This window comes from Acidithrix sp. C25, from assembly GCF_904848545.2.
On sequence record NZ_CAJHCI020000002.1, the window covers coordinates 239,869 to 265,237 of the forward strand.

The following is a 25,369-nucleotide window of genomic DNA, read 5'->3' on the forward strand; positions in this document are numbered from 1 at the left end:
TATGGTAAAGGCAGCGATGACGTTTTCAGTCCCCGAAAAGCCAACTCTCGATGGCATTGAGGAAAAATGGAGCAAAAATTGGGAAAAAAGCGGAGTTTTCACCTTTAGAGAAGATGATACAACCTCTCCAATCTTCTCGATCGATACTCCGCCACCCACGGTCTCAGGTTCATTACACGCCGGACATGTTCTCTCGTATACCCATACTGACATCATTGCAAGGTTTAAAAGAATGACCGGCCATAACGTCTTCTACCCAATGGGTTGGGATGACAATGGCCTACCCACCGAGAGAAGAGTCCAAAACTACTATGGGATAGCATGTGACCCTTCCATCTCCTATGTCCCGACATTCGTACCGACACCGCCCACTGATGCGAATGCAAAACCTCTCCCAATTTCACGCACAAACTTTGTAAATGCCTGTCAAAAACTCACCCAAGAGGACGAGCAGGCCTTTGAAAAGCTGTGGCGCACTCTCGGGCTTTCGGTAGATTGGTCCAAGACCTACACCACCATCGGCCAACGTGCGCAAAGGGTATCCCAACTCAGCTTTATTCGCCTCTTCAAAGAAGGGGCTCTCTACCATGGAGAATCCCCAACCCTCTGGGACGTTGACTTCCAAAGTGCAGTCTCCCAAGCAGAGCTTGAGGACAAGGAAGAAGATGGGCTCTTTTACTCGATCAACTTCTCGTTGGCTGGAACCAGCGACCAAGTGGAGATACAAACTACACGACCCGAGCTTTTAGCTTCCTGTGTCGCCCTAGTAGCCAATCCTAAGGATCCTAGATACCAGAGCTTGTTTGGAAAATTCGCCATCACCCCACTATTCGAAGTCGAAGTTCCAATTCTGGCGCACCCCCTTGCTGAGATCGATAAGGGATCAGGGATCGCAATGATCTGCACTTTTGGAGATTTGACAGATGTACTCTGGTGGAAAGAGCTGAATCTAGCACTACGGCCGACCATTGACCGCAGGGGTCGCCTAGCCTCGATCGACTTCAGCGACGAACGCTTCCCGAGCAAAAATCCAAACAGTGCCAACGCCTTTTATAGCGAGATTGAAGGAAAGACCACTAAAACAGCGCGAACCACGATAGCCAAAACCCTAGAAGTACATGGGTTCTTTCATGATCAGCCAAAAAAGGTCCGACACAGCGTTAAATACTTTGAGAAAGGTGACAAACCTCTCGAAGTTGTAACCTCATGGCAGTGGTATATACGTACCCTTGCCCATAAAGAGCGATTGCTCGAACTCGGCAAAGAACTACATTGGAATCCGCCGTACATGAAGGTTCGCTATGACAACTGGGTGAATGGCCTAGCCTCGGATTGGAACATCTCTCGGCAGCGCTATTTCGGGATTCCGATCCCGGTATGGTACCCAATTGACGACGAGGGCCAAATTGATCGCCTTTCGCCCATTCTCCCAGAAGAAGATGAACTCCCTATCGATCCATTTCAAGATACACCTTCTGGATACGACCCGGGACAACGTGGGGAAAAAGGTGGCTTTATTGGGGACTATGACGTAATGGATACGTGGGCAACCTCTTCGTTGACCCCACAGATAGCAAGTGGCTGGGAAGAAAATAGCGACCTTTTCAAAAGACTGTTTCCCATGGATCTTCGGCCCCAGGGGCAAGATATCATCCGAACCTGGCTCTTTTATACAATTCTTCGCTCTTATCTCAGCGAAGATCGTCTACCGTGGAAAAATACAGTAATCTCTGGATTTGTTCTCGACCCCGACCGCAAAAAGATGTCGAAATCAAAGGGCAATGTTGTAACACCTATGCCTTTGATCGAAAAGCACGGAGCTGATGCGCTTAGGTACTGGGCTGCAAATGGGCGACCTGGTGTCGATACTGCAGCAGATGAAAATTCAATGAAGATCGGTCGTCGCTTGGCGATAAAGGTTCTCAACGCCTCAAAATTCGCACTCGCTATCGCAGCTAGTGAATTAGACGTTCAAGGTGTTAGCGAAGTTGAGCTATCCCCGATTGACGAAGCAGTTATCAGAGATCTAGAAGGCGTTGTCGCAAATGCGACAAAGTCTCTAGATTCCCTGAACCACACTCGCGGCCTTGAAGCAACCGAGACTTTCTTTTGGTCGTTCTGTGACAATTATTTGGAGCTGATAAAGATACGAGCATATGGCACATCCGAACAAGGGGTTACCTTTACAACTTCGCAGACTCTATCCGCACGAATAACTGCGCTCGCCGTAATCAATACCTCACTTCGCCTTTTGGCGCCTTATCTACCATTTGCAACAGAGGAAGTTTGGTCTTGGTTTGAGTCGGGATCAGTCCATAGCCAAGATTGGCCGAACGATCTCACAATAATGGACACAGCTAAGGCCTACCTAGGGAAGCTGACCTCTCCTGAAGCAACTCTAAAGACCGGCGAAGCCAATCAAATTGAGACCTCGGCGATTTACCAAGTACTATCCAAGGTTAGAAGAGCCAAAAGCGAAGCTAAGACCTCAATGAAATCTCCAGTTTCAAAACTCAAGATAGTTGGAAGCTCTAGCATCATTAGAAATTTCGAATTAGCCAAAAATGACCTCATGGTGGCATTGGTAACGAATCAAATCAACCTTGTCAACAACGAAGACCAGGCAGACCTCGAAGTTGAGATAGAGCTAGCTCCACGCTAGATAAAGTTCTTCCTTCTGTGGATTGATAAAAAACATAGACAAAAAAAACAACATAGACAAAAGGGAGAGGACCGGTTAAGTAGTACCCGTCGTCCATCTCCCTTTTGTAACTTCCTTTTTCACCTGGTCGACTGTTACCTGTTAGATCTCCTATCTGATCCGTTGAACTCATCAACTCCTATCACTCGCATTAAACCCCTGAGCGTATCGACCAGGTATGAAGCAATATAGATGCGAAAATAGCTTGGTGGATAGACTCACCCATTTGAGGCATGTACCGAGGGATACCTATCCATCCACTGAATCGCTTCCTCAAATTGACCACACAGACGAAGGAGCGTTCCTTCTCTTCCATATGCGCCCACAAGTTGAACACCGATCGGCAATCCAGAAGTTGAAGTGGCAAACGGAATCGAAGCTGCTGGATTTCCAGCAACGTTAAACTGCCCAGTAAATTGGATATATTCAAGTACCCGGGATTGGCTGACCCCTGGCTCGCAAAGGTATCCAATCTCTGGCGGAAGCTTCGGCAACGTCGGAGTAATCAAAATATCAAAACCCTCAACCTCCCAGAAACTGGCGATCCGTCGTCTATAGTCACTCAGCCATGCAATGGCATTGAGATATTGTGGCGCCGTCGTAGACATACCCACCTGACAAAAGAGTGCATTGTCCGCTTCCAACTCAGATGGATCGATGGTCCGACCCAAAAGATTCGACCACGCAAGAACGTCGCTTGCCACCCATGAAGCTACCATGGTGACAAAGGTAAACGAATACGCCGGGTCTTCTAGTGCTTTGGGGTAAGCCGAAACCACTTCATGACCGAGCGATTCACAGAGTTTCGCTGCATCCAAAACGCTTTGAACACATTCCAAATCACTGAAGTAACCCTCCATAAGAGGCTGTGTTACAAAGCCTATACGTAACCGACCAGGATCTTTGTTAACCTGATCTGCAAAACTCGATTCATGGACCGGAGCCACATAAGGATCACCTAGCCGGTAACCCGAGATAAGATCGAGAATGGAAGCTGAGTCTCGCACCGACCGGGTGAGAACGTGATCTATGGCCGCACCCGCCCAGGAGTCGGAGGCCTCGGGACCTTGTGAAACACGGCCGCGGCTGGGTTTAAATCCGAAGAGCCCACAAGCACTCGACGGGATTCTAATCGATCCTCCACCGTCATTACCGTGCGCCACGGAAACTATGCCAGCAGCAACCGCCGCCGCAGACCCACCTGAAGAACCGCCGGTGGAGTGATTCAAATTCCAAGGATTGCGACTGGGGCCATATGAGAGTGGCTCAGTCGTAATCGTGGTCCCCATCTCGGGACAGTTGGTCCGACCTATTACGTTAAAGCCTGCATCTAAAAATGACTGGGTGAGATAAGAATTACTCGTTGGGCGAAAGTCAATCACCTTCAAAAATGTCGTACCACCATAGTACGGCTCCCCCGCCATCGGTGCTCCTAGATCTTTCAGTACAATCGGAACACCTCTAAATGGACCGTCCGCCAATTGCCCTTTGGCCTCGGCTCTAGCCTTTTCATACCTTGGATGGATGATGGCATTCAACTTAGGATTCAGTTCCTCTGCCGCCTCGATAGCGGAATCAACGGCCTCAAGAGGAGAGACCTTCTTGAGTCGAATGAGTTCGGCCAAACCACAAGCATCCAACTTTGACAAATCTCGATCGATCACTTCATAGTCCAATCTTTTCTATCCCTAGGAATTAGGTTAACGCTAAAACCATGGCCAAGTATGACATAAACCACTAACTGACAAAAGGCCAAAAACTCTTGGACCCAAAGTCGGATGGAAAATCTGGACCTACGGTAACCACGGTCATTTAAAAGATTAAAGACTCAAATAAAGCGACATTGCCCAGATCAAACTCAATAACAATAAACGCCCATGGTGCCAAATCTGATCATTTATCACAAGCAAAATCCCATCCGCTCGCGCGGCCCTTTTGATAACATTGCAATTAATAATGAAAACCTTCACTCGAAGGATTCGAGGTTGCAAATTTGACTGAGAATCAAGGACGACTGTCGCCTCACAAAAAGATTACAGGCGCTACAATAGCACCTTGGATCGGTAGGCAATGCGTAACTCGCACTACAACACAACATTGAGATGCGAATATAAGAATTGACATTTTTCCTAGAGTTCTAGCAATTTTGAAAATATCAACAAATATCGAGTTGGCAATTGAAACAAAATGACAATTTAGACCTCTGGTTGATGGTGTATTCTTTGAAGGGAGGGCTTGGTGACGAACACTCAGAGTTCAATCTCCTATAGCTCACTAGAACTCTTCGACCTTGCAGATCGAAAATTAAGTTGGTCAGCGTGAACCATAAAGTCATGTAATGATCGGAAGGACAAAAATGGTTAAAACCCCAATCAAACCGCTTGATCTATTCAATATAGATTCGATGCTCTCAGCCGAAGAGATCGCGATACGTGACACCGTCCGAAAATACGTCGAAAAACGAATCAAACCAGAAGTCGCTGATTGGTATGAATCCGGAGAGCTTCCAGTCGCCGAGTTAGCAAAAGAACTCGGCGAACTCGGCGTTCTCGGGATGCATCTCGACGGATGGGGTTGCGCTGGAACTAGCGCGGTTTCATACGGTCTTGCCTGCACTGAATTAGAGGCAGGCGATTCGGGCCTTAGATCGTTAGTCAGCGTTCAAGGCTCGCTCGCCATGAAAGCCATACACGCCTTTGGATCGACCGAACAAAAGGATCAATGGCTTCCGGGCATGGCTGCCGGCGATATCATCGGTTGCTTTGGTCTGACCGAAGCCGACTTTGGATCAAACCCATCTGGAATGCGAACTAATGCCAAAAGAGACGGCGGAGATTGGATCCTCAATGGATCGAAGATGTGGATCACCAATGGATCGGTTGCTAAAGTTGCTGTCGTATGGGCACGCACGGATGATGGCGTGCGAGGATTTGTAGTCCCAACAGACACACCTGGATTTAGCGCAAATCTTATCCACAAAAAACTCTCATTAAGGGCTTCCGTCACCTCTGAATTGGTATTCGACAATCTGCGCCTTCCAGCAAGCGCGGTATTACCGGAGGTATCCAGTCTGAGAGGCCCCCTAACGTGTTTGAATGAAGCCCGCTTTGGAATCCTCTTTGGTGCATTAGGAGCGGCTCGCGACTGCCTAGAGAGTGCCATAACCTACGGTTTAGAGCGAGATCAATTCGACAAACCGATAGCAGGCTTCCAACTCACACAGAAGAAGTATGCCGACATGACACTAGAACTCGGCAAAGGAATGCTCCTTGCCATCCATGTCGGTAGATTAAAAGATCAGGGACTTGCCACTAGCGAACAAGTTAGCCTAGGAAAGCTAAACAATGCTCGGGAAGCTCTTGCTATCGCACGAGATTGCCGCAGCATACTTGGCGCAAACGGGATTACCTTAGAGTATCCAGTTATGCGCCACTTATGCAATCTCGAATCGGTCTTTACCTATGAAGGTACCAACGAAATGCATACTCTAGTTGTGGGTGAAGCCCTAACTGGACTAGGTGCATTTAGGTAAAATACAACACTACGGAGATAGCCGCAAACCCTAGGGGACAATAGAGTTGGCACCTAGGGGTATAGAATATTAATCAAGTTTACGGGGCAAGAATCAGAGGAACACGAGGCCGGCTTATCCCAAGGATCGGTTCACCACAGCCACCTAAAAGGGTCAAGTCGGCCTCAATTACCTCCGTGGAGGCTATATCTGTCCTACTATAGCCATATCCTGCCTTAATACCGCGAAATGGTAAAGCTAAAGCGGAAATCGAAACCCGTGCACCTACACATCGAGAACCTCGGCGAACGGGAAATAGGGCTAAGAACCACCTTCAAAATGGCCAAAAGAAACGATTTGTGTTCCTGTGGAAGTGGCAAGAAGTTCAAGGGGTGCTGCGCCTCTAGGAGAATTAACTAGCCAAGAACTAGTGAATACTGCGATCAACGACAGCTAACGAACCAAGGTCCATAGCGGACAAAGAAAATCGTCTCGTTATCCGAATCGCAATCGGCGACTTCGCCCTCATGCTTCGCAAGAGTTTGAATGAAAACCTGCGTTCAAAGTTAAAAGCCGCTCATAAGATGCAAATTCCAGAACAAAAACAGCACGGGCTATCGCAAACTTCGCCCAATCCTATCCGGTCCCCAATTGTTCGCCTTTCAAAGCTTCAATCATTTCACCGAGGTCGATCTATTCGTTAATGTCTATCGACTCCAAAATAGAATCCGTAACAGCGACAGTTCAATGACATTCAAATCTCGAAATAGCGCAATTTAAAGGCGTCATCTCTTAGACCATTCAATATTGAATACTTCCTCCAAGTCGCAAAGTAATCTCCCTTGAAGCCACAAGAAGGGGCTCAAGTATCTTATCAAGCAACTTCTTGCGAGTATATTCTGCAGTGGGAACCGCTACATTGATCGCAGCAACTATACCCTTTCCGCTCTGACGTATCGGCGCTGCAATAGAAGACAATCCCGGAATTGCCGACTCTTGCTGGAGAAGGTAGCCATCGCTTCGAGCCGATGAAAGCTGCTCAAGAAGCTCGTCCATCGTTCTAACAGCATTGGGTCCCCAACGACCAGCAAAAGAGGTCTGCGAGATGGTTCTATGAAGTTCATCCTCTGACATGCCGGCCAAAATAACTTTGCCAATTGAACTAAAGACCGCAGGCACCGTCGAACCAACCCGAATGGCATCCGAAAGAACCCCGTCACGCCGTGGTATCCGCGCAACAAAGAGCACCTGATCACTATATAACACCCCGAGATTGACCGTTTCAGCAGTCCTAGCGTGTAAATCTCGCATGTTGGGATCGGAAGTCTGCACAAGGTCCATACCCTGCACCGCTGCGAAACCGAGCGCCAGGACACTAGTCCCTGGCCGGACCTGACCATCTATCGTTCGTTCAAGGTAACCCTCTTCTTCTAGGGTCGCAACAAGCCGAAATGTGGTGGGCATGGGAATCCCGCTTAATTCCACTAGTTCCTTGACACGAAGGGTCGGTGTCTCCGCAGTAAAAAACGAAAGGAGTCGCAACCCCTTAGCAAGGGCTTCAACGCGATAGGAACGTGGCTGTGACTTGGTGCCATCAACTTTAGAATCATCGATCTTATATTTGTCATTTTCTTCTGGTATCGTCGAGTGCTCCATTACTGCGCTTTACTGCTTGGGGAATCAGAAATCGATTCCTAGAATACGATTACGATTCTCGAGTTTGCCATCATAATCAAATTGATATTGAACCAATAAGATCCACCATATCTATTTCGTTCGAATAAATGCTACCTCATCCCTTAGAAATTAATTTTTAGCCTCCGGCTTAACTCAAACCTACCCTTAAAGCATCTAGTTCACAGATTGCCATCTATCTTTGGTCAATCCAAAAGGACCGATCACAAGATGGGGGTCACAGTCATACTCTGAAAATTCGAAGTTGAAGCGCGAGAGTCTGATAATAACCAATCAGACTCGAAAGTTCAAAGATTGCCCTCTCACCGAGGTCAATTAGGCATTGCTCAAAGTCATCATCGTCCAAATCGCCTTCGCCCACGAGTAAAGCACCGATTCTAAAGGCTGTAGCCTCCGCCTGTGTCTCAGCCGCAGGAAGGCCACCTGAAAAGATCGCGGCAATATCTTCCGAGGTGAGACCAACATCAACAGCAATGGGCTCATGCGAACGGCGCTCAAAGTCACAGTCCCACCTGGCTGCCACCATCAAAATTGCTGCCTCACGAACTCTATCTGAGAGGCTAGTAGAGTAACGAATCGCTGAGCCAACCTGCGAAAGGGCAGCTCCTACCTTAGGTGCCAATAGCATCGCATTAAAGGGCCCCTCTAGTGCTCCATCTATATCTAAAAGAGGAAAACGCTGAATCCCCTTGGATCGCACCCCAAATGCTATCTCGTCGTAAAGTGCTTGCTGATCTGGATCTAAAACCTCTCGCGTAAATTTAGCAATACGACTACCGCCTCGTTGGCTCATCCAGCTCCCTCCCTAGCTTCGGTGGGTTCCACAAAGTCTGACACGATCTCACCTAAATCACCTATCGTGCTCGAAAGCCTATCTCCTGCCTTTAGATACCTAGGTGGGTCCATGCGGTTTCCCACCCCTGATGGTGTACCTGTGAAAATCAAGTCACCGGCTCTTAATTCACAGACGCTCGAAAGACGGCCGATCAACTCTGATACCGACCAAATCATCTCCGAACTTCTTGCCCGCTGAACTAGTACTTGGTTCAATCGACCTTCGAGAATGAGATCATCGCGATTTAGTAGCTTTGACGCTAAGGTAATAGATGGCCCCACTGGACCGAAATGTTCAAATGACTTTCCCAAACTCCACTGTGGAGAAGAACCACTGAGTTGCACATCTCTAGCCGATAGATCTTGGCCAACCATCAACCCCGCGACATAAGACCAGGCGTCCTCCTCTTTGATCCGCCGTCCATTGCGTGCCATCACAACCACAAGTTCTATCTCCCAATCGAGACGAGGAGTGACCACTTGCACTTTGGTATATGGTCCAGCTATGGAGCTAGGGAACTTCGTAAAGACTTGCGGAAGACCACTTCGGTCGTAACCCGCCTCATTAGCATGACTTCGATAATTTAGGCCAATAGCAAAGATCTGGCCAGGACGTGGCGTGGGCGTTCCCAGAAGGGAGATTTCCGGCGAGCCATCTTTCTGAGGTTGAGCTTGATCCATCCATTCTTCAAAGTCCCGCCAAACCTCAAACAAGTTCTGAGGATCGGAGCTAAAGCGACCCTTGCTCAACGTTGCTACATCGCTGTAGCCCTGATCAAAAAGCAAAGTTGCTCTACCTGAAAGATTTGCTAATCTGACATGTCGACCCATCTCCAACTATGCCCCAATCATCGAATAGCCGCCATCGCACATAATAAAGTTGCCCGTCATGTGACTCGCGTCGTCGGTGGCGAGCCATAAAGCTGCCGCAGCCAGCTCCTCAGGCAGTGGAACTCTACCCATAGGGGTCTGAGATAGCACCCTCTCACGCCGCCCGTTATTCCAATCTTCCCTAGTAATGGTCGATTCAGTCTCCATAAATCCCGGTCCAAATGCATTTACACGCACCGTTGGTGCAAAGGCAGCCGCATAAGACTTTGTAAGACCGATGATGCCATACTTTCCGGCAGCATATTGAGGCGCCCGAGGGCTTCCACGGACCACCACAGTTGAAGCGATATTGACGATAGAGCCTCGACCTCGCTCTAGCATTCTTTGCCCATTTTCCGAAATCATCAGTAACGTGCCTTTAATGTCAACCGCCAACACCCGATCTACGACGTCTTCGGTAATATCTCTCCAAGACATCTGATCAGTCGCAATGTCACCAACATTGTTGACTAGGACATCCAAGCCACCGGTCCGCTCCCAAACTTCGGCACACATCTCCTTAGTCTGATTCCAATTTCGGAGATCTGACTGAATCAGAAACGCTTTTCTTCCATATTTCTCTACCGCCTCTAGTGTCCTCTTTGCGCCTGCGCCAGAGGAGTTAAAGTGAATAACTACATTTGCACCCTCGGCGGCTGCTCGCTGAGCTAACGTTGCTCCAAAGCCCGTTCCAGCCCCTGTCACCATCACCCACTTTTTACTAAAACGAGGGTAGATCGCTTGTGGGAAGCTGAGACTTTGCGCCCGTTGATCAATATTCATCAAAACTCCTTGTAAATCTCCAGTTCACTAAAATCTCTCCACCCGGGACGCTGGAGTGGAAACTCTAGTGAAAATAATGCCGCGTCTAGTCGCAAAAGACGACTACTCATACCAGTGTCCTTCCACCATCCACATAAAGTACGTGACCCGTAATAAACGACGAGTGTGGCGACGCTAAAAAGAGTGCTGGTCCAGTTAGCTCCTGAGTCGTCCCCAACCTTCCAGCTGGAACCATCTTTTGGAGCTTGGCCCTATTACCATCTCGCTCAAGATAATCCATGGTAAGATCCGTCTCTGTGTAACCCGGTGCAATCGCATTTACAGTCACCCCAAATGGAGCCCATTCCCGCGCCATTACCCTCATCATCTGGTTTATCGCCCCTTTGCTTGCTGCATAGGGAGCATGGTCGGGGTGTGCTAGAAGTCCCGAAACCGATGAAAGAATGATGATTCTCCCGAAACCCCGCTCCACCATCGACCTACCAACAGACTGTGCAAGCCAAAAAGCGCTATCTAAATTGATCCTTAGGACTTTGGTCCAATCATCCTCGCTAACATCCAAAACCGGCTTTCTTTGGTTAATTCCTACGCAATGAATGAATATATCGATCTCGCCCAAAACTTCAGTGGCCTGTTTGACTGCCATTCGAGCACTAGTAGCCACCGATAAATCAGCGACGATCGCCTTACAGGGACCATGGATCTCCTTCGTCGTCGCCTCCAGTCTGGCTTGGTCTTGATCCACTAAAACAATCCTTGCGCCGCCACCTATGAACGCCTTAGCACAGGCCGACCCAATACCTCCGGCCCCAGCAATCAATACTCCTCGACCATCCAGTCCAAGCCAAGATGACGAAGTCTCTGGCTCGATTTCACCGTTCATAGAGGATCCTCTTTCGTTCTGAGTTTCATATAGTAAAAGTGACTTTCATTATTACACGTTCGATCGAAGTTGTCAACTAAAGTCGGGATGATTAAGAATTAAAATTTTCCCGACGAGCAAACCGGAGAATTAGCCAGAGGCTTGAATTGTAAGCATTGATAAACACCGAGCGCTCCGAACGCAAAGGCCATAGTTCCAAATACCAATAGTTGCTAGGAAAACTACTTGACAGCCAAAAGTATGACTGGTATTGTTTGAATAAGTAAAAGTGACTTTCACTGTATAAAACTATCAAGGAGGGGCGGAATGAAACTAGTTACATTTGATTCCGGGAGAGTCGGTAAGTTAGATGGGGAGACCGTTGTAGAGTTGGACTGTTCATCCATGCGTGAATATTTCGAACGCGACAGCGCCGTTCGAGAGACCGGAGAAAGACTCCCACTTTCGAGCGTGCGCCTCCGCGCACCAATCGTACCAAAAAAATTCTTTCACACCGCCGGAAACTTCATAGAGCATCATCAGGACCTAGAGCGTGTTAACTGGTCCCATCCTGTCAATAAAGGAATCGTCTTCTTCCAGAATGTAGACGCAATTATTGGTCCCGACGAGCCAGTGGTCTACCCAAGTCAACTGACAAACGAACTCGATTACGAACTAGAGATGGTGATGGTCATTGGCAAGGGTGGCAAGTTCTTCTCAGCCGAACAGGCCCTAGACCACATTGCCGGTTACATGATCTTCAACGACATCACAGCAAGAGATATTCAACGGCGCGAAATGAAATCTGGCGTCTTTTCATTCTCAAAGGCAATCGATACTTTTTGCCCGATTGGTCCATGGATCGTCACCCCAGACGAGGTAGGCGATCCTCACGACCTTGATATGGAGCTTCGAGTCAACGGTCAAGTTAGACAAAAGTCAAACACTTCTCATATGTCGGTCTCAATCGCTCAGTTGGTCGCATACCACTCACCACAGATCTATAGTCCGGGGGATCTAATCTCTACTGGAACAATCGCCGGTGTGGCCGCTAGTACCGACGATCCCTTCTCAAACTATCTACAACCCGGCGATATAGTCGAAGCGGAGATCGAAAAACTCGGAGTTCTTCGATCTCCGATCATCTCGTGGATGCAAAAATATGGCCAAGAACCGCCACCAGCGGATATATGGATGTAGCCCACCACCCGAGCGCCTCAAAAACGCACCGTATTTTTATATTTTATTGAACCATCGAATCACCAGCATCGCTTGGTCCAATAAAAGAAATCACCGCTACTTCGTACTACCTAATGTATAGCTGTCAAAACAATCAATGGGGGATCTAGAAAGTGAAAATATTCAAAAACATCAACCGCCGCTCTATAACAGCTGCTTCCTCGCTCGCAACCTTTGGCCTAATTGCGGCTGCTTGTGGAAGTTCAACGTCATCTACAAATACCACAAGCGCATCCGCGAAGACAAGCACAACCATTGCACCGGCAACCATTAATGTGGGAGTCCTCCCTATAGCAGACGTGGCACCCCTATATATCGGAATCAAGGAAGGATTCTTTGCCAAACAAAAACTAACTGTGGTCCCTCATGCTTTACAAGGCGGAGCCGCTGTAGCCTCAGCCGTAGTAGGTGGATCACTGCAATTTGGATACGGCGCTACGGCGAATCTAATTCTCGCAAACGCACACGGAATAGCGTTAAGGTTCGTGGCTGCCGGAGACTTCGCGGCTTCCAACTCCACCAATGCATGGTCTGGCATCTTGGTAAATGCAAATAGTGGCATTACTTCAATAGCCGGTCTGGCGGGCAAAACAATAGCGTCAAATGCTCTACAGGGTGAAAATGAACTAGCCCTAGATAGCGTCCTCCTCAAAAATGGTGTAAATCCATCCTCAGTACATGTCGTAGTCCTGTCATTTCCGACAATGGTATCAGCGCTGGCCGCTGGGCAAGTCCAAGCGGTAACCGAGGTAGAGCCCTTCGTGGCATCGATAGCCGCCCATGGAGGAAAACTACTTTCACCGCTATTCGAAGGCGAGCAACCGGGGATGCTCGTCTCGGGTTACTTCACAAGTGCGGCAGAGATATCTTCAAATCCAGGAGTAGTAAAGCGATTCGTAACCGCGATAAACCAGTCGCTCAACTATGCGGCCGAGAACCCAAGCGCCGCTCGCGCTATAATTCCAACCTATTCGAGCATCCCAAGCACGGTTGCCAATAATATGAAGCTGCCGGTTTGGAGTTCGACCATCACTTCAAGCAGCGTTCAAGGGCAAGAGCAACTGATGAAAAAGCTTGGTTGGATTACATCGAACGTCTCCAATAGCCAACTGGTCTGGTCGGGAGCAAACAAATGACGCTGAATAGGGATTGGACTTGGAGGACAGTGTGAATCAAGTGCGGTTTGCGCCTGATCAAAGCGAAAGGCCTCTTGAGCTTCCTCGAGCGCGCCTTACGCCTCGTCAGCGTCGCACAGTTCGTCAAATTGGCGGCATCTTGGTCGCGCTGGCGCTTTGGGAGTTATCAAGTGCAACTGGAGCCGTAAATAGTAACGCGCTAGTTACACCACTGGCAACTTTGGGTGGCATTACATCTCATATGACAGCCCTTGCCACAGCATTGGTTGCAACACTAGAAGCTTGGGCTCTAGGTATATCAGTTGCCGTAGTTGCCGGGATCCTAATAGGCACTTTGGTTGGACGTTCGCAAATCGCCGATGCCGCCACGGAGACGATCGTGAGAATGATGCGACCGCTGCCCTCACTCGCGCTCATTCCAATCGCAATTCTAATTGCAGGACTCGGAGTTAGAATGACCGCAGGATTGGTCTCCTTCGCGGCTTTTTGGCCTGTATTCATAAACACGAGAGTGGGTGTTCGTCAGGTAGATAACACCGTCCTCGAAACAGCGGCGGTATTAGGACTAAAAAAACTCAACCTCCTCTATCGAGTGGTTCTGCCATCAGCTAGCCCGATGATCGCAAGTGGTATCCAAGTAGCAATCAGCCTCGCCTTAGTGGTCACGGTGTCAGTCGAACTCGTCGGAGGAACCGGAGGGCTGGGCGAGTTCATTCTCCTAGCTCAACAAGGTAATGAACCCTCGGTGATGTTTGGGGGAATCATCATGGGAGGTCTACTCGGTTGGGGAATTAGCAGACTCTTCGCCTGGATAATCGATCGATTTATCCCCTGGAGAACTCAAGGAATTAGAACCAACGCATGATATCTAGAAAGCAAAACCAAACAAGACAGAGAAAACTCTCTCGTCTAGCGGTGGGATGGCTCGGTTTGGTCATTGTGGCTGCCCTCTGGCAATTGCTGGCCGTGACCCTTCACACCAGCGTGTTTCCAACCTTTATTGCATCATTGGTCGCTGCTTGGAAAGTTGTAACTAGTTCAGCCCTGAGGGTGGACATAATTCCTTCGCTAGAACGTACCGCGGTCGGCTTTCTAATCAGTGTAATCATAGGCATAACAGCAGGAATGATCATAGGCCATTATGAGGTGGTCAGAGACTGGACCTCTGCAGTAGTGGATTTTATGCGGTCTCTACCCACTCCTCTTTTGGTGCCTATCGCAATTGTAATCTTCGGGATCAACGGTCGGATGGTAGTGGCTACTATCGTCTCTGCGGCTATTTGGCCGATCTTGATCAATACGGCCAATGGGACCTCAACGATAGAACCCACCATGATCGATACAGCCACGACTTACGGACTCCGAGGTAGAACTCTATTTTGGAGGGTTGTTCTTCCCGCGGCTAGCCCACAAATATTCGCCGGCCTTCGTATAGCCCTAAGCGTCTCACTTGCCGTAATGGTCGTTGCCGAAATGCTAGGAGGTGGATCCGGAATCGGTTATTTCATTGCCAACGCGCAACAGTCTTTCAACATCAAAGGATCCTACGGTGGAGTGATCGTACTGGGGTGCCTCGGGTGGATCTTCGACACACTATTTTTATCATTTGAACGCCGATTACTGTCATGGCAAAGAGGCACCTTAGGAGGCTCGTTCGATGTCTAATTCAATTTTAAGTATTCGAAACCTTCGAGTATCGATTCAAAGTCGCGATGGATCCTTGAACGAGATTACCCGCGATGTAAGTCTAGAACTAGCTCCACACGAGTTTGTGAGTATCGTTGGGCCATCCGGCAGCGGCAAAACTACACTTTTACGTGCGGCATCTGGTCTACGCCCGCCAAATGGCGGCACGGTGGTATTTAATCAAATGCCAGTTACCGAGGTTCCCAAAGGCCTCGCGATCGTCTTTCAAGAGTACAACAAAAGTCTATTTCCGTGGCTTAGCATTTTTAAAAATGTGGCAATGGGAGCCCGTGATTGTTCGAGTCATGAGCGGTCGGAGCGAGTCACAAAAGCCCTAGCGCAAGTGGGATTGAGTGGCTTTGAAACTCGCTATCCATGGGAACTATCTGGCGGCATGCAACAAAGGGCGGCACTAGCTCGTGCTATGGTTTCAGATCCACAGATATTAATGATGGACGAGCCCTTTGCCTCGGTGGATGCGTTGACCCGAAACCACTTAGAGGATGTGGTTCAAAAGCTATGGGATAGTTCGACCTTCTCAGCCCTCATGGTCACCCACGATGTCGGAGAGGCGGTTTACTTGAGCGATCGAGTATTGGTGCTTTCAGCAAGACCGTCAACCGTTTTGGCTGAGATCAAAATAGATCTAGAACGTCCTCGCTCACATTTCGAGACAAAACAGAGCAAACGCTTCGTAGAACTGGCTGCCGAAGTCCTCGAAAAAGTGGAAGAAGCTGGGCGTCAAAGCGTCCAGGGCAAAGAGCTAATCTGAAGTGAGATTCCTTAGGAGAACTCATAACAACGTACTTCACCGAGGGAATCAGTCATACCTGTCATAAGGGTCGTTCAAACATCTTTATCAAATTTATAACACCGCAGATTCTATCATTTCTTTAACACGGATCGCTTCGACCATATTTATCGCACCTCGATGGTTTAATTTTCGGCTCTAAAAAATGGCTACAGCCAACGAACCGTTAGCCCCATTGGGGGCAGAGCGACACTTCGGAATTAACTGTCACTCGAAGTCACAAGCTGTGGAATACTCAAAGTTCATTTTATGAAGTCGCTTTGTAGGCGATTCGGAGTTCAGCCAGAATACAACTTGGCAAAACCCTCATCCGAGAACAGCTCTGAAAACAGCTTACAAAGCAACTGCAAAGGTCTCAATTGCCTCAAGGTGATATCAAATTACGCGGTATCCAGGATGACCACACTGAACCGTTGCACTAGCTACCATGTGAGTTGTCCGTAATCAAAGAAACGACGATAACTATCTAGATCGATAATACGGGGTATATCTACAAATAATTCCGAAGAAAACAAGACATCTAGTATCGAATCGCAGGAACATTAATAGTGGCCGTAGGCTGTAAATAGTCAGACACTCAATGAGAATGTCAAAGAAGACGACAAAGATGGTACCAAAAAGGAAGCAGTAACTCCTAACCAGAGAGTCAACTGGTGTGCCACTATGACTAAAAGAAAGCTTTATCTATCGATTGCCAAAGGCTAGACTGACATTAGTCTAAATGTTGACTCAGGAGGTATCCGTCCCTCGGTTTCGACGTTATCCAATTCGCTTTCGAGATACTTGTCGTGGTTGATGAAGATGGTTCGTTCTCACTCGTCTAGCCAACCCATATTTGACTTAGTCTTTGCTCTAACTACCCTTGGCCGCAAGTGCCAATAAATTACAGATATCTTTCATATCCACCGTCCATTTCTTTGAACTCATTTATGTTCTTTCCTCCTTTGGTATCCGCTTTTTTAAGACGCCGAAGCGAATTAATCAGGTAAAGAATCAGGTGGTCCAAAGATCCCGGCGAGATGGTCCAAAGATAAAAGAAAAGTCACTGACTTGAGCTTCTTTATATTGACCTTCTCACTTGCTAGTGCCGATCTGTATTTGGATACCGCTTCACCAGTCTTGTCATTCGCCTTTGAACAGGAGATTCTCCAGTCGTTCAGCTCCTTCATCAAGAGACCTTTTGTGCGAAGGTATTCTCCAAGTTGTAAGTCAGACATTGTTGCAGTTGCGAGTACGGACTTGTTACTTAGCCTCTGAGCTCCATAAGTAGCCGCGAACGAAATAGATGACGCCTTAGAACGACTTTATCAAAATGACTTTCCGCATCAAAAAGACGTATCGAGTAGCTTTACAAATGGTCTGGGACCCAGATACTCAAAAGATGCCTTGTCTATAATTTCTTTAACACGGGATCGTATCAGCCATATTTATAGCAGCTCGATAGCAAGGCCTCGGATCTAAAAAAATGGCTGAGGCCAACGAACCTATAGCCCCATTTGGGGGCAAGGTGACACTTCGGAGTTAACAGTCACTCGAAGTCGCAAGTCGCGGAATAGTCCCGCACTCAATGAGAAGGTCAAAGAAGACTACAAGATGGTGGAAAGGAGGATTGCGGTAACTCCCAACCCGAGCGTTTATTGCTGTAACAGTATAGCTAAGAGGTGGCTTTATCTATCGACCGTCAAAGGCTCGACTGAAATTAGTCTAAAAGTTGGCTCAGGGGGTGTCCAGCGCTCGGTTTCGACATAATCCAATTCGCTTTCGAGATACTTGTCGTGGTTAATGAAGATGGTTCGTTCTCGCTCGTCTAGCCAACCCATGCTTGAAATAGTCTTTGCGCTAGCTTCTTTAGTACCACTTTAGAGAACGCTCTTTGGCTACCTCACCGTACCGCAATTGCTATAGCCCTGCGAGGTCCGCTCCAAAGAGGAGACCTCGCAGGGCTAAGTTCTATAACTCATCTTTAGCGTTCCAGTATGATTGCTATCGCCTTTTAGAAGAACTAGAACCTATTTGAATTATGACAAACGACGAAAGTTCGGTCTAGATTCAATAAACCAAATCAGCTTACCTACTTAACCAATAGTGATCCCATCTACTAGCTCATTTAGCTTTCCAGGCGGCATTGAAAAAAGAGGATGCGTCACCAAAGCTAAAGACCCTCCTACATCTACAAAAACAGCCGGTGGTGAAAACTAGTTTTCACCACCGGCTTGTAGATCAGAGACCTAGACAAAGAGTTTTAATTTTTTCATCAAGAACCATCCCTCGAGGTTGATGGTAGTCAAAATTAATCCTGGGCAGCAGCACCACATACGGTTTCAACGATCAACCGCGAAACAACATAGGGGTCGGCATTGGCATTTGGACGACGATCTTCGATATATCCCTTCTTAGCCTTTACTACGTGCCATGGGATACGAATCGAGGCTCCACGATCGGATGGTCCGTAGCTAAAGACGTCATAGCGGGCTGTTTCATGCGCACCGGTCAAACGACGTTCGATTCCATCACCGTAGTTGGAAATGTGCTCATCTACATTCTTCCCAAGAGCTTCACATGCTGCGATGATCGCATCGTAATTTTCACGGGTTGCCTTGGTCGAGAAGTTGGTGTGGGCTCCAGCCCCATTCCAATCTCCGTCCATCGGCTTTGCGTCAAAACTAACTACTACACCATGATCTTCAGCAATTCTGGCCAACAACCAACGCGCCATCCAGATTTGATCACCAATTACAGGAGGAGCTAAGACGCCAATCTGAAACTCCCATTGACCCATCATTACCTCAGCATTTGTACCCTCAATCGCCAATCCAGCATCGATACAAGCGGCTGTGTGCTCTTCTACGATCTCGCGACCGACAATTTTCTCTCCGCCAGTACCACAGTAGTAAGGACCTTGTGGTGCTGGGAATCCATTTTCTGGCCATCCAAGAGGGCGTCCATACTGAAAGAAGGTGTACTCTTGCTCAATACCAAACATTGGCTCTTGGTCGGCATAGAGCTCGGCCGCAGCCAAACAAGCGGCTCTAGTGTTGGATGGATGTGGCTCAAAGTCCGTCGTAAGAACTTCACAGAGCACCAAAAGGTTCTCACCACCGCGAATTGGATCTGGACAAACCAATACGGGTTGCAACACGCAGTCCGAGTTGCTACCAGGAGCCTGATTGGTGCTCGACCCATCAAATCCCCAAATCCCTGGCTCGACGCCATCAGCAATAATTCGGGTCTTGTTGCGCATCAAAGGTGATGGCTTGGTACCATCAATCCAAATGTACTCCGCCTGATAACTCATTTTAAGCATGCCTTCCATCTCTCAAAGGGGCGCGGAATGATCTTACGCCCCAGCGACCAAATACTTGAAACAGGAAGACAGCTCTGTTTTCCTGCATCTAACCATCTTCAACGCCGTTTGTTTCGAACATTTTTCTAAAATATGAACGGAGTGTAAACGCAAAAAATGACGTCTTCACCGCATAAAAACCAGATACATCAGGGAATGGTACTCGCTATTGCCTAGGCCATTGCGACTTCGAAACCCATACATATCCAGTAGTGGCAAAAGAATTGGTCACAACCATAGTAAAAGGAGGAAAACAGAGATTTTCGTCTATAAATTTCCAAAATGTTAATTCTTTTGTTTCTCTAAACTTTGACTAGATCGGAAGCTAGATCGTAAATCGAATCATCGCTCTAGAGAATCCGAGTTGGCACGCTTTAGCAACATCGCGTCCCCGAAGGATAAAAACCGATATCTCTCTTGTTTTGCATGCTCGTAGATCTCCCTCCATCGCGGTCCCACAAAAGCATCTACGAGGAGCAGAAGTGACGACCTTGGAATGTGAAAGTTCGTCAGCAGTACATCGGTAACAAGAAATTGATAGCCCTGGTGGATAAAGATCGACGTGCGCCCACTGAGTTGGCCAGTCGTACCAACAGTCTCAATCGTTCGTACAACCGTGGTCCCAATTGCTATGACCCTAGGTGCCGATCGTATTTGATCCCAAGCCTCGCTGCTAACCGAATAGCTCTCGGTGTGGATTTTATGATCTCGAATTCGCTCTGTCTTGATTGGAAGAAAAGTGTCCAGTCCAACGGATAGCTCTACCTTAACCAAAGAGGCGCCAGCCCTTGAAATAGCTTCAAGCAAATCGTTATCAAAGTGCAATCCAGCAGTAGGAGCAGCCGCTGAAGAGCCTCGATTGGCATAGACGGTTTGATATCTCTCCGGAGTTTTCAATGGCTCCTTGATATAAGGCGGCAACGGAACTTCGCCACTTTTCTCGATCAATTCCGGCTCTAAGACCTCTACAATCAATCGAACTGGGGCATCACCTTCGCGCTCACGTCTTTCTTTTACGACAGCCACAACAACACCTTGCCTGTCGCAAAGGGGGACCCCAAAAAGGAGTTTCCTGCTTGGATTGGCCAGGGTCAACCAGAATCTTGGCGCCACCTCCTCTAAAAAGAGAAGCTCAACCGCCCCACCAGATTCTTTGAAAAGCGTTACCCGAGCTGGAAGGACTTTAGTGTCATTGACCACAACGACGTCGCCTTCTTTCAAAAGCAGGGGGAAGTCATAGACATGGCGATCTACGAATTTCTCACCAGAAGCATCGAGCAGCCGGGCAGAGGATCGAGGTTCAATAGGGCTCTGGGCAATAAGAGATTGCGGCAAATCATAGTCGAAGAGGGCCATTTCGTCGACAGCCGCAGTCGGATCTACATTCTTTGAATCATTATTCATAAACACCTGAAAAAAGTCTATGAGACCCACCCTCTAAAAACGACACCATCTTAGGTATTGGAATCTCGTCGAATTGAAAGTGAATTACAAATTCATAATCCAAAAGCAATTAGCGAAGAAGAAGTCAAACCCGAGATACGTCTCGCTAGAAGCCTCAAATCGACAATATTTGCATCGACATTATATGAATCGAAATATTTGCGGCGCTCAAACACGAATGTATTGGAACTCCATCCAATAGTCACACGGTGATCACACTGTGATCACAACGAGATCAAAGTGGTTTCTTTGGTCTCGATCCCTAGAGGCAACCCCAAAAATCTCAAATGCATAGTCACCTTGGAGCTAAAGCGCTGAATCGTTCAGAACTACCTCGTTGGGCGGACAATAATGATCAAAGAAGTATCTAAGTCTGTCAATAAAATTTTCAAATTCAAAGATCTAAGCCACCTCCATCGCTACTCCGCCCTCTTGGAAGGGCCATTCGAGTTAAGTGACAACCGTATCGACAACCTAATTGACAGAGAAAGCTTTCGATGAGGTTCCTCAGCAAAACACAGAGGCAGGATTACTCGCAATCCCCGCGAGATCCGATCAAGGCGCCTGGGTAATCCATTGCATTTTTACCGCTGTGAAAGCTGAAGGTCACAGGGAATAATTATCGATTCGCCCTGCCCCATCTTGGTCACGGAATAAACACTGAATTGACCAAATATGATAAGGCGCAATGGCTATTATGCATATTAAATATTGTCTGTTTCGACCATTCAACCCTATTAAAATCACAATCTAAGCAAAGCACTCAGGTTAGAGATAGAGCGCTTTTGGGCCAATTTGGTAAGCAATGATCGGCCTGGCAAATCGACAACACAAATCTGCCGGAGCTCTAACGACAAACCACTCAATCAAATGGCGAGGGAAAAAGTGGCGAGGGAAAAAGTGGCGCTGATGGTTGCAGTCGATGATTAAGATGGCTAGTTGCAGACAAAGATGCGAAGGTGCAATCAAGGTTGAGCGGGCTTAACCCATCGCATCTTTTCTTACTCTGCATCAATTCCTCTGCATCAATTCCTCTGCATCAATTCCTCTGCATCAATTCCTCTGCATCAATTCCTCTGCATCAATTCCTCTGCATCAATTCCTCTAGCACCTTATTGGCCCCCTAGCGATAGCTTATGTGCAAAGCTCGCTCGATTCACAATCAAATTTACCCTTTGCAATGCCATAGATCAAAGAGTTCCCTTGATATTGCCATAAATTTAGATGAATTGCTCAGAAATCAGTTACCAAATAGGCTGATGATTCCAGTGACTCCTTGTTAAAATACCTGCGTCAATTGAAGATAAACGTGCATGTAACAACGTCAACAAAACCATGAGATCCCATATCAAATCAGCGATATAGTGATCACTTGGTCATAGCGGTGGGTACTGGTGGCTTAGGCAAGCTACCAGTACCCAGCCTGATTGAAACCAAACGAACTGAGACCCAAGTACTATAGTTCGATCTTTATCTCAATTGTAGACCTACTGCGTCCTAGGTCTGTCTTAGGTTTGTGGGAATCCGAAGTCGACACCCCGTCGCGACTCATGGACCCAGCGCTGCGTGACCACTTTGCCTCTGGTGTAGAACTTCACGCCTTCTTCACCATGGACATGGGTATCGCCAAAGAGCGAGTCCTTGTATCCACCAAATGAGTAATAAGCCACCGGAACTGGAATTGGAACATTTATTCCGACCATGCCAGCTGATACTTCACTCTGGAAATAACGAGCTGCGCTTCCAGAACGAGTAAATATCGAGGCCCCATTGGCAAATTGATTTGAATTGATGAGTTCGAGAGCTGCGTTGGAATCTGCTACCCTTGTACAACTAAGTACTGGTCCAAAGATCTCGTTGTCATAGACGGCCATACCAGGGGTTACATTGTCAATCAGTGATGCGCCAAGATAAAATCCAGCCTCACTCGCTACCTTATGGTCACGGCCATCGACAACCACCCGAGCGCCGTCCTTTCTTGCCGTCTCGATAAATGATGCTACCCTATCACGATGCTCGGCTGTGACCAGCGGTCCCATATCTACGCCTTCGTCAATACCGTATCCAATATGTAGTTTTGCGATACGATCTGAGATCAGGTCGATCATTTTATCTGCGATATCCCCGACCAACACCAAAGCCGAAATCGCCATACAGCGCTCCCCTGCAGAGCCATAAGCCGCAGAAACAACAGCATCAGCAGCAGCTTCCAAATCTGCATCAGGCAACACAACCATATGATTCTTAGCGCCACCAAGAGCTTGGACGCGCTTGCCATTTGCGCTAGCTCGACCATAGATATACCTAGCTATTGGTGTCGATCCTACAAAGCTGACGGCTCTAACCAGGCTATGGTCCAAGAGGGCGTCGACGACGGTCTTATCGCCTTGCACAACATTAAAGACACCATCTGGTCCACCCGCTTCGCTAAAGAGAGAGGCCAACAATAATGAAGTACTGGGGTCCTTCTCAGAAGGCTTCAGAATGAATGTATTTCCTGTTGCAATTGCAACAGGAATCATCCAAAGCGGAACCATCGCTGGAAAGTTAAAGGGGGTGATTCCAGCCACCACTCCAAGAGGCTGGCGAATTGAAAAAGTATCAACCTCACGAGAGACACCCTCGGAATACTGGCTCTTTTGGAGTTGTGGAATACCACAGGCAAACTCCACCACCTCAAGACCCCGTCGCACCTCTCCAATTGCATCTGGGAGAGTCTTTCCATGTTCATTGGAGATAACCCGTGCAATATTTGTCACATTTCGCTCAAGCACCTCTCGGTATGCGAACATGACTCTCGCCCTTTGGCTAAGTGGAGTCTTACCCCATGTTGCGAAGGCTTGATGAGCACTAGCAACTGCGCTATCCACATCCAAAGAGGTTCCTAAGACAACGCTTCTTGTTACCTGTGCGGTACCAGGGTCATAGACGTTGGACGAACGATCCGACTCCCCTAGATTCTCTTTGCCGTCAATATAATGTGCTACTACATTTTCCATAGCGAACTCCTCACTGTAAGCAAAAATAAAAATAAATCAAGATCTCAATTTAAAGAGATTTACTAGCCGCAGCGATGGCCTCGACCAATGCGTCAATCCCGTGATCGGCTTCTTCCAACGTGATCGAGAGCGGTGGAGCAATTCGAAGTACATTTCCAGCGATTCCACCTTTGCCCACAAGCAGACCGCGACTCTTAGCCTCTTCAAGGACTAGGGAAGCGATCGCCGGAGATGGCACGACTGAACCAGCTTCGCACAACTCAATTCCAATCATTAGCCCCTTACCACGCACGTCAGCTACCGTATCTATAGCTTTGGTCTCGTTCAAAAAGCGCGTGATCATATGGGCACCTACTTTTGCTGAATTAGCCTGGAGGTCATTCGATAACAGATATTCGAGATTTGCTAGCGCACCACGAGCCACCAAAGGCGTACCTCCAAACGTCGAGATCGAGGTACCTGGGATCGCGTCAATCACCTCTGATCGACCTACTATTCCAGCCATCGCAAGGCCGTTTCCCAGTCCCTTAGCAAATGTAATGAGGTCAGGAGCGACACCGTGGCTTTCGTATCCCCAAAAATTCTCGCCAGTTCTTCCCCACCCAGTCTGAACCTCATCTGATATATAAAGAATTCCGTGCCGGTCGAGAACCTCTTTGATCGCTCCAAAATATCCATCGGGAGCCAGTGAAAATCCACCAACACCCTGTATTGGCTCGGCGATCAGGGCGGCAACTTGGCCTGATGTAGCAGTAGAGAGCAAGTCTTCCAAGTCTGCCACTCCACGCTTGATGTACTCAGAATCGCTCAAACCTGCCAATGGCCCCCTGATTCTAGAGCCACCGAGGATATAGAAGACTTGAAATGGTGAGAGATTCGTCGCGGCATACCCTGGATTAGCGGTAACTGCCAATGAAGAGAACGAACGACCATGATATGAGTTCCGTACCGCCAAAATCTGATTGGAACTTCGAAATGCTGTAGCGAACAATAGAGCGGCATCGTTTGCCTCTGAGCCAGAAGTCGTAAAAAATACCTTGGCGTCATCGATATTGGACAACTTAGCAATTCGCTCTGCCAACTCGATCATTGGTTCGATTAGATACAGAGTCGAGGTGTGGATCATCTTTTTGGCTTGGTCGACTATGGCATCGACAACCTCCGGAACCGAGTAGCCAGTCATTGTCGTCAGAATCCCACCAAAGAAGTCCAGATAGCGGTTACCGTCAGCATCCACCACATAGCGTCCATCGCCAGAGACGATACTTATCGGCTCGTTATAAAAAAGAGACAGCCACTTAGGCATTACTGCTTTATGGCGCATTAGTAAATCATGCTGAGACATGGTGAGGCTCCTTGACCTTAAATGGGCATCTGATCCTGAGGTAAAAACCCATACTCTACAAAATATCTTAAAAGATTGCACTTTGTACTAATTATAATGCTATTTTTGTAT

The 25,369-nt window shown here is 47.9% G+C and carries 19 protein-coding genes; 8 read left to right on the top strand and 11 right to left on the bottom strand.

What is annotated here, in order from left to right:
* Window positions 1-16 precede the first annotated feature (16 nt).
* The gene (gene valS / locus ACIDITHRIX25_RS94305) at window positions 17-2,662 is read left to right on the top strand and encodes a valine--tRNA ligase (protein ID WP_201733067.1); all 2,646 of its coding nucleotides are present in this window, start codon (window positions 17-19) and stop codon (window positions 2,660-2,662) included.
* Window positions 2,663-2,919: 257 nt separating this feature from the next.
* On the opposite strand, the gene ACIDITHRIX25_RS94310 is transcribed toward valS, so the two are convergent.
* Complete coding sequence (locus ACIDITHRIX25_RS94310; protein WP_052606433.1) at window positions 2,920-4,377, bottom strand: amidase; 1,458 nt, start codon at window positions 4,375-4,377, stop codon at window positions 2,920-2,922.
* Window positions 4,378-5,057: 680 nt separating this feature from the next.
* On the opposite strand from ACIDITHRIX25_RS94310, the gene ACIDITHRIX25_RS94315 reads away from it, so the two are divergent.
* A complete protein-coding gene (locus ACIDITHRIX25_RS94315) occupies window positions 5,058-6,233 on the top strand; it encodes an acyl-CoA dehydrogenase family protein (RefSeq protein WP_249685728.1) in 1,176 nt (391 codons plus the stop codon).
* Between the two features lie 318 nt (window positions 6,234-6,551).
* A complete protein-coding gene (locus ACIDITHRIX25_RS94320) occupies window positions 6,552-6,632 on the top strand; it encodes an SEC-C metal-binding domain-containing protein (RefSeq protein WP_407071689.1) in 81 nt (26 codons plus the stop codon).
* A gap of 381 nt (window positions 6,633-7,013) precedes the next feature.
* Here the strand turns inward: ACIDITHRIX25_RS94320 and ACIDITHRIX25_RS94325 are convergent, their stop codons facing one another.
* The 5 genes from ACIDITHRIX25_RS94325 to ACIDITHRIX25_RS94345 form a co-directional block, all read right to left on the bottom strand.
* Window positions 7,014-7,868, bottom strand: a complete 855-nt coding sequence (locus ACIDITHRIX25_RS94325; protein WP_201733070.1) for an IclR family transcriptional regulator — start codon at window positions 7,866-7,868, stop codon at window positions 7,014-7,016.
* 262 nt (window positions 7,869-8,130) lie between these two features.
* Window positions 8,131-8,700 (bottom strand): carboxymuconolactone decarboxylase family protein, encoded by a 570-nt coding sequence (locus ACIDITHRIX25_RS94330; protein ID WP_052606437.1) that lies wholly within the window; start codon window positions 8,698-8,700, stop codon window positions 8,131-8,133.
* A complete protein-coding gene (locus ACIDITHRIX25_RS94335; RefSeq protein WP_052606448.1) occupies window positions 8,697-9,572 on the bottom strand; it encodes a fumarylacetoacetate hydrolase family protein in 876 nt (291 codons plus the stop codon). Before ACIDITHRIX25_RS94335 ends, ACIDITHRIX25_RS94330 begins: the two co-directional genes overlap by 4 nt.
* Window positions 9,573-9,578: 6 nt before the next feature.
* On the bottom strand, window positions 9,579-10,394 hold the full coding sequence (locus tag ACIDITHRIX25_RS94340) for an SDR family NAD(P)-dependent oxidoreductase (protein ID WP_052606438.1): 816 nt from the start codon (window positions 10,392-10,394) through the stop codon (window positions 9,579-9,581).
* A gap of 106 nt (window positions 10,395-10,500) precedes the next feature.
* The gene (locus ACIDITHRIX25_RS94345; protein ID WP_201733071.1) at window positions 10,501-11,277 is read right to left on the bottom strand and encodes an SDR family NAD(P)-dependent oxidoreductase; all 777 of its coding nucleotides are present in this window, start codon (window positions 11,275-11,277) and stop codon (window positions 10,501-10,503) included.
* A gap of 306 nt (window positions 11,278-11,583) precedes the next feature.
* Between ACIDITHRIX25_RS94345 and ACIDITHRIX25_RS94350 the strand changes: the two genes are divergently transcribed.
* The 5 genes from ACIDITHRIX25_RS94350 (at window position 11,584) to ACIDITHRIX25_RS94370 (ending at window position 16,089) form a co-directional block, all read left to right on the top strand.
* Window positions 11,584-12,456: a fumarylacetoacetate hydrolase family protein gene (locus tag ACIDITHRIX25_RS94350; RefSeq protein ID WP_052606440.1), complete on the top strand. Its 873-nt coding sequence runs from the start codon at window positions 11,584-11,586 to the stop codon at window positions 12,454-12,456.
* Between the two features lie 152 nt (window positions 12,457-12,608).
* A complete protein-coding gene (locus ACIDITHRIX25_RS94355; protein ID WP_201733072.1) occupies window positions 12,609-13,631 on the top strand; it encodes an ABC transporter substrate-binding protein in 1,023 nt (340 codons plus the stop codon).
* Between the two features lie 31 nt (window positions 13,632-13,662).
* Window positions 13,663-14,496: an ABC transporter permease gene (locus tag ACIDITHRIX25_RS94360; protein WP_201733073.1), complete on the top strand. Its 834-nt coding sequence runs from the start codon at window positions 13,663-13,665 to the stop codon at window positions 14,494-14,496.
* Complete coding sequence (locus ACIDITHRIX25_RS94365) at window positions 14,493-15,296, top strand: ABC transporter permease (RefSeq protein WP_052606443.1); 804 nt, start codon at window positions 14,493-14,495, stop codon at window positions 15,294-15,296. The genes ACIDITHRIX25_RS94360 and ACIDITHRIX25_RS94365 overlap by 4 nt, the downstream gene beginning before the upstream one ends.
* Complete coding sequence (locus ACIDITHRIX25_RS94370; protein WP_200891286.1) at window positions 15,289-16,089, top strand: ABC transporter ATP-binding protein; 801 nt, start codon at window positions 15,289-15,291, stop codon at window positions 16,087-16,089. Before ACIDITHRIX25_RS94365 ends, ACIDITHRIX25_RS94370 begins: the two co-directional genes overlap by 8 nt.
* 1,016 nt (window positions 16,090-17,105) lie before the next feature.
* On the opposite strand, the gene ACIDITHRIX25_RS94375 is transcribed toward ACIDITHRIX25_RS94370, so the two are convergent.
* From ACIDITHRIX25_RS94375 to ACIDITHRIX25_RS94395, 5 genes are all read right to left on the bottom strand, one after another.
* Window positions 17,106-17,297, bottom strand: coding sequence for a hypothetical protein (locus ACIDITHRIX25_RS94375; RefSeq protein WP_201733074.1), 192 nt, complete (start codon window positions 17,295-17,297; stop codon window positions 17,106-17,108).
* A 1,121-nt stretch (window positions 17,298-18,418) separates the two neighbouring features.
* Window positions 18,419-19,423, bottom strand: coding sequence for a glutamine synthetase GlnII (glnII, locus tag ACIDITHRIX25_RS94380; protein ID WP_201733075.1), 1,005 nt, complete (start codon window positions 19,421-19,423; stop codon window positions 18,419-18,421).
* Between the two features lie 390 nt (window positions 19,424-19,813).
* Window positions 19,814-20,875, bottom strand: a complete 1,062-nt coding sequence (gene queA, locus ACIDITHRIX25_RS94385; RefSeq protein ID WP_152626092.1) for a tRNA preQ1(34) S-adenosylmethionine ribosyltransferase-isomerase QueA — start codon at window positions 20,873-20,875, stop codon at window positions 19,814-19,816.
* Between the two features lie 1,547 nt (window positions 20,876-22,422).
* Entirely contained in the window at window positions 22,423-23,913 is a 1,491-nt protein-coding gene (locus tag ACIDITHRIX25_RS94390) for a CoA-acylating methylmalonate-semialdehyde dehydrogenase (protein WP_052604727.1), read from the bottom strand.
* A 49-nt stretch (window positions 23,914-23,962) separates the two neighbouring features.
* The gene (locus tag ACIDITHRIX25_RS94395; RefSeq protein ID WP_052604728.1) at window positions 23,963-25,258 is read right to left on the bottom strand and encodes an aspartate aminotransferase family protein; all 1,296 of its coding nucleotides are present in this window, start codon (window positions 25,256-25,258) and stop codon (window positions 23,963-23,965) included.
* Between the last annotated feature and the right edge of the window lie 111 nt (window positions 25,259-25,369).